The organism is Streptomyces albidochromogenes, assembly GCF_005981925.1.
GTDB classification, from domain to species: Bacteria; Actinomycetota; Actinomycetes; order Streptomycetales; family Streptomycetaceae; genus Streptomyces; species Streptomyces albidochromogenes.
In genome coordinates, this window is record NZ_VBVX01000411.1 from 1 (window position 1) to 4,921 (window position 4,921).

The following is a 4,921-nucleotide window of genomic DNA, read 5'->3' on the forward strand; positions in this document are numbered from 1 at the left end:
CCCTTCCGCTCCCCCGCCCCGGGCCGCCTCCGCCCGGTACCGGTTCGCGCGGGATGGCAACACCCGGTGCAGCCGTCACGAGGTCTCCTCTTCACCGCCGGGTCCCGACCAGAAAGCGGAACCTTGTCCACCGCTCGGCATCGTGACCCGGCGACGGTTCGTCCGCGCGGCAGCCCACGCCGCCCGGGACCCCGTTTGCGCCCAATGGAGCAACCGGTGATGTCGCGTACGCGTGTGCGAAGGGGGGCCGGTCGGGGAAGATGTGGCTGTCCCGTGTCACTCGTCCGCAGCAGCAGCGAGGAGCGTCAGCGCAGATGCCCACTTCCGGTCCCGGTGCACGACCACCGACGATCGCCGATGTCGCAGCGGCCGCCGGGGTGTCGCGGACGACCGTCTCGCACGCGCTCAACGGCCTCGGCAAGGTCGATCCCCGGACCCGCGAACGCATCAAGAAGGTCGCCGCCGAGCTGGGATACCGCCCGAACCTGCGGGCCCAGCGCCTGCGCAGGGGGCAGGCGAAGGCCATCGCGCTCGCCTCGTCGATGCCCTTCGCGGTGGCCGGCGGGCCGTCCCGGCTCGGCTTCTACATGGAGGTCGCCGCGGCCGCCGCCGAGCGGGCGCTGGTCCACGACTACGCGCTCGTTCTCGTGCCGCCCGTGCAGTCGGGGTCGGCGCTGTACTCGCTGGACATCGACGGCGCCATCGTCGTGGAGCCGGACGAGGACGACAGAGCCGTGGCGCAGTTGCGCGAGCGCCATCTGCCGTACGTCGCGCTCGGCCGGCCCATGTCGCCGGGCGACGACGCCCCGTACGTCGATCTGCGCGGCGGCCTCGTCGTCGAGCTGCTCCTGGCCCACCTGCGGGAGCAGGGAGCGCACCGGCCCGCGTTGATCATCGGCGCCGGCGCCCGCCACTCGGCGGTCGACGCCCGGGCCGCCTACGAGCGCGTCGCCGCCGAGCGGGGCTGGGCACCTGTCGTGGTGACGGCCCCGGAGGAGGGCGGCGAGCAGGCCGGGTACGACCGCTGCGCCGCCCTGCTGACCGAGCATCCGCGGACCGACGCGGTCTGCGCGCTCGTGGACGCGTTCGCCGTGGGAGCCGTACGGGCGATCCGGGACAGCGGCCGCGGGATCCCCGACGACGTCATGGTCGTCACGCGGTACGACGGTCTGCGGGCCCGGACCTGCGATCCCCCGTTGACCGCCGTCGACCTGCACCTCGACCGGGCCGCCGCCGAGGCGGTGGAGCTGCTGCTCGGCCGCCTCGGCGGCGCGCCGGGCGCCGGGGGTCCGGCCGGCGGGGCGGTCGCCGAGGTGCCCGAGCCCCGGGTCGTGCCGCGCGCCTCGTCGCTGCGCGTCACGGCGCCAGCATGAGCACCGCCCCGGAGACAAGGGCGAAGGCCAGCACGAACAGACGCGTCCTGCGGGCGTCGAGGCGGTGGTGCACCAGACGGCTCAGCCAGGCACCCGCCGCGAGCGCGGGCAGCAGCAGCGCCACCGGGCCCAGTTGGGCCGGGCTGCCCTGCCCGGTGGCGAACAGCAGCGCCAGCGAGGCGACTTCGCCGACGAGGAAGCACACCGCCACCGTGGAGCGCAGCTCGGCGGGCGGGCGGTGCTGGTAGACCAGCGCCAGCGGCGGCCCGCCGACCCCGGTCGCGGTCTCGGTCAGTCCGGTGACGGCCCCGGCGGCGACGTAGGCCCCGCGCCCGGGCGTGAACGCCGGGGCGGCGAGGCTCACCACCGCCGCCAGGACGGTCGCCGCCCCGACGAACAGACCGAGGCTGCGGTCCGGGATGACCCACAGCAGCATGAGCCCGCCGGGGGTGGCGGCCAGCCGCGCCGCGGTGATCCAGCCCGCGCCGCGCAGGTCGAGGGAGTCCCGCTCGCGCCAGGCGACGTACAGATTGAGCGGGATCATCGACGCGAGCACGAAGACGGGGACCAGTCCCGGATCGAGGAGCCCGGCGACCGGCGCGACGATCAGCGCGAAGCCCAGACCGCTGGAGCCCTGGACGAACGCCGCGACGGCCACCGTCACCGCGAGGACCGCCATCGTCTCCGTGCTCACCGCGCCGCGCTCCCCTGGGCCCGGGCGCGGCGCGCGGCCGTGGACGTGGGATGCACGCGCGTCACGGGAGCGCGCGGCAGCACCTCACGGCTGAGCTCGGCGGCCCGCCGCACCAGCGCCGGACCGTCCCAGTCCACCGGCCAGCCGCGCCACAGCCGCAGCCGGCCCGCGACGAAGACGGCGGTGATCTGGTCGCGGTTGCCGCGTCGTACCAGCTCCCACGGCAGGTCCCACGACAACCGCATCTCGGGGCCGCTCACATCGACGAGCAGGAAGTCCGCGGCGGCTCCGCCGGCTATCCGGCCGGTACGGGCGCCGAGCCCGACGGCGTCGGCGCCGCCCCGGGCCGCGTGCTCCAGCCAGGTCCAGCCGGCGCCGCAGGAGGAGTCCCCGGTGGCCAGCCCGTACGCGAGCCGCTGCGCGAACTCGGCGGCCTCGGCCAGCCGGAAGGCGTCGCCCCGTGTGCCGTCGGTGCCGAGACCGAACCGGATGCCGCGCTCGGCCATGGTGGTGGCCGGGGCCACCGCGTTGCCCTTCCAGGCGCTGGCGACGGGGTTGTAGCTCACGGCGGCGCCGGAGTCGGCGAGCAGGGTCAGTTCGCGCGGGGTGAGCAGGGTGGCGTGCGCGGCCAGCAACTGCGGCCCCAGCGCGCCCACTTCGTGGAGGTACTCCAGGGGGCGCAGACCGTGTGCGACGAGGGAGCGTTCCACGGCGGCGAGGTGCTCGTTGACGTGGATCTGTACGACGGCTCCCGCCGAGGCGGCCAGCCGGGCGGTGTCGCGCAGGGTGCGGGCCGTCGCCGCCTCCGGGACGGAGACGGCGAGGGACGGGTGGATCAACTCCTCGGCGCAGTAGCGGACGAGATGCTTCTCGGCGCGGGCCAGGCTCGTCGCGGTGTCGGTGGCGCTGTCGGCGTCGTTGCACACGAGGCCGAGTACGCACCGGATTCCCGCGTCCCGGGCCGCCGCGGCCACCACTTCCACGTCCACGGCGGCCCGGGTGCCCGCTTCGGCGACGGTGGTGAACCCGCCGCGCAGCGACTCGAGCGCGGCGAGCTTCGCCGCGACGTACACCGCCTCCTCGTCGAGGGCGCCCTCCAGGGGCACCCACACCCGGCGGAAGATCTCGGAGGGCTCGCCGAAGGCCAGGGCGGCTCCGAAGGTCTGGGTGAGGTGGTGGTGGGCGTCGACGAAGCCGGGCATCAGGATCTGTCCGCGCAGCCGTACGGGCGTCAGGTGCGGGTGGGCGCGCTCCAGTCGCTCGGCCGGTCCGACGGCGAGGAACGTGCCGCCGCTGACGACGGCCGCGTAGTGGTCCATCGGTCCGTCGGGGGTCAGCACCATGTCGGGGGCGAGGAGCAGTGCGTCGCCGTCGGCGCGCAGGCGGTCGAGGGGCGGGCCCGGGAGGCCGGGCAGGTCGGGCAGGTCGGACGGGTGGGTCATCGGGCTCTTTCCGCTGGGACGGGTCAGGAGTGCGGGGTGGGGGCGGGTGCGCCGGCGTCCGCCGGGGCCGGTTGGCGCGTGAGGCGCGGGCGCACGTGGTGGAAGAGGATGTTCAGTACGGCGGCGACGAACGCCCCGACGGCGACGCCGCTTTCGAGCAGGATCCGCAGGCCGGGCGCGAAGCCGCCGTAGACGCCGGGGATGAGGATCGGCAGCAGCCCGAGGGCGATCGCGACGGCGCAGATGAAGGTGTTGGTGTGCTGGTCCACGTCGGCGCGCCCCAGCATCTGGATGCCGAGCACCGTGATGACGGCGAAGACGACCATGGCGGTGCCCCCGACGACGGCCGACGGGACGACGCTGATGGCGCGGGTGACGGGGGCCAGGAAGCCGATGGCGATGAGTACGACGCCGGCGGCCGCGGTGACGTACCGGCTGCGTACGCCCGTGACGCGGACGATGCCGATGTTCTCGCCGCTGGTCACCATCAGCGGCAGGCCGAAGAAGCCGCCGAAGAGCGAGGTGAGCGCGTCGCCGCGGATGGTCTTGGGCACGTCCGCGCGCTTGTCGATGTCCTTGCCGACGGCCTCCGCGTTGATCACGGTCTGGCCGGTGGCCTCCGCCATGGAGGCGAGGCTGTAGAGCATCAGCGGCAGGGCGGCGAGCAGGTTGAACTCGGGTGAGCCGAAGGGCAGGAACTGCGGCACGCTCAGCAGGCCGCCCTCGGCCGCCCGGCCGGCGTCGACGGAGCCGAGCGCGAAGGCCAGGGCCGTGCCCGCGATCAGGCCCAGCATGACGGCGAGCTGCCGCAGCACTCCGGTGAACAGCCAGTAGAAGGCGACGGTGAAGCCGATGGTCGCCAGCCCCAGGAGGAGGTTGGTGGTGTCGGCGAAACCGGGCTGTCCGGGGCGGCCGGTGACGAGCAGCGCGCCGACCTTCACCAGGTTCACACCGACGATGACGATCATCGTGCCGATGACGAGGGCGGGGAAGAACCTGAGCAGCCGGGAGAAGACGGGCAGTACGACGAAGTAGAAGGCGGCGGTGATGATCACCGCGCCGCTCGCGGTGGGCAGGCCGTGCTGTTCGGCGATCGCCAGGAAGAGGATCAGCGGGGCGCCGCCGGGCAGCATGACGAACGGCAGCCTGGGACCGAACTTCCACGGCCCGAGCGACTGGATCAGGCTTCCGACGCCGGAGAGCAGGAAGGCCGCCGAGAGCAGGTCGACGGTCAGGCCGGCGTCGAGCCGCAGGGTCGCGCTCATCAGGAAGATCGCCGAGATGGGGGTCGCGGCCATGACGAGTACGTGCTGGATGCCGAACAGCAGGATTCTGCCGATCGGGCGGGATTCGTCCACGGGATGGATCGGTTCGCGGGGGTCCGGCCCGGGGTGGACCGGCTGGGGGTGAAG

4 protein-coding genes are annotated in these 4,921 nt (G+C 74.1%); 1 reads left to right on the top strand and 3 read right to left on the bottom strand.

The window, feature by feature from the left end:
- Nucleotides 1–314: 314 nt before the first annotated feature.
- A complete protein-coding gene (locus tag E2E34_RS31330) occupies nt 315–1,373 on the top strand; it encodes a LacI family DNA-binding transcriptional regulator (RefSeq protein ID WP_138905235.1) in 1,059 nt (352 codons plus the stop codon).
- On the opposite strand, the gene E2E34_RS31335 is transcribed toward E2E34_RS31330, so the two are convergent.
- The 3 genes from E2E34_RS31335 to E2E34_RS31345 are packed head-to-tail and all read right to left on the bottom strand — an operon-like array spanning nt 1,357 to nt 4,867.
- The gene (locus E2E34_RS31335) at nt 1,357–2,067 is read right to left on the bottom strand and encodes a sulfite exporter TauE/SafE family protein (protein WP_138905236.1); all 711 of its coding nucleotides are present in this window, start codon (nt 2,065–2,067) and stop codon (nt 1,357–1,359) included. The genes E2E34_RS31330 and E2E34_RS31335 overlap by 17 nt on opposite strands.
- On the bottom strand, nt 2,064–3,509 hold the full coding sequence (locus tag E2E34_RS31340) for an amidohydrolase family protein (protein WP_138905237.1): 1,446 nt from the start codon (nt 3,507–3,509) through the stop codon (nt 2,064–2,066). Before E2E34_RS31340 ends, E2E34_RS31335 begins: the two co-directional genes overlap by 4 nt.
- A 23-nt stretch (nt 3,510–3,532) precedes the next feature.
- Nucleotides 3,533–4,867: a uracil-xanthine permease family protein gene (locus E2E34_RS31345; protein ID WP_244316311.1), complete on the bottom strand. Its 1,335-nt coding sequence runs from the start codon at nt 4,865–4,867 to the stop codon at nt 3,533–3,535.
- Nucleotides 4,868–4,921 lie beyond the last annotated feature (54 nt).

What these genes read in the sequence shown, in the direction of transcription:
- E2E34_RS31330 (WP_138905235.1), top strand. Translation starts at nt 315, where the DNA reads ATGCCCACTTCCGGTCCCGGTGCACGACCACCGACGATCGCCGATGTC.
- E2E34_RS31340 (WP_138905237.1), bottom strand. Translation starts at nt 3,509, where the DNA reads ATGACCCACCCGTCCGACCTGCCCGACCTGCCCGGCCTCCCGGGCCCG.